The 270-nt window shown below is 44.1% G+C and carries 1 protein-coding gene; it reads left to right on the top strand.

The window, feature by feature from the left end; genetic code table 11:
* Positions 1–176, top strand: a 176-nt coding sequence (locus tag C1G53_RS01325) for a methylenetetrahydrofolate reductase (RefSeq protein WP_192873097.1), incomplete at its 5' end; no start/stop codon positions are given.
* Positions 177–270: the final 94 nt, after the last annotated feature.

The raw sequence follows: 270 nt of genomic DNA, 5'->3' as shown, positions 1-270 counted from the left end.
AATACGAGCACAATCCTGAATCTCTTCGGGCAGCAGGTCTGGCCTATGCTGTAGATCAAATTGTTGACTTAGTGACCAATGATGTGGCTGGTATCCATCTCTACACTATGAACAACGCTGAAACAGCACGCACCATCCATCAGGCAACTCATTCGCTATTCAAACATTATAGTTAGAAAACTCCCCCTGAGCCCAAGCTCAGGGGTTATTCTATGCCCTGTGACTCCCAAAGACTACATGATAATTTTTTCACCCCATCATGACATTAAA

The organism is Streptococcus suis (assembly GCF_002960445.1).
Classification (GTDB): Bacteria; Bacillota; Bacilli; order Lactobacillales; family Streptococcaceae; genus Streptococcus; species Streptococcus hyiners.
The sequence above is the reverse complement of the archived record's forward strand: the minus strand, read 5'-3'. Positions and strand labels throughout refer to the sequence as shown.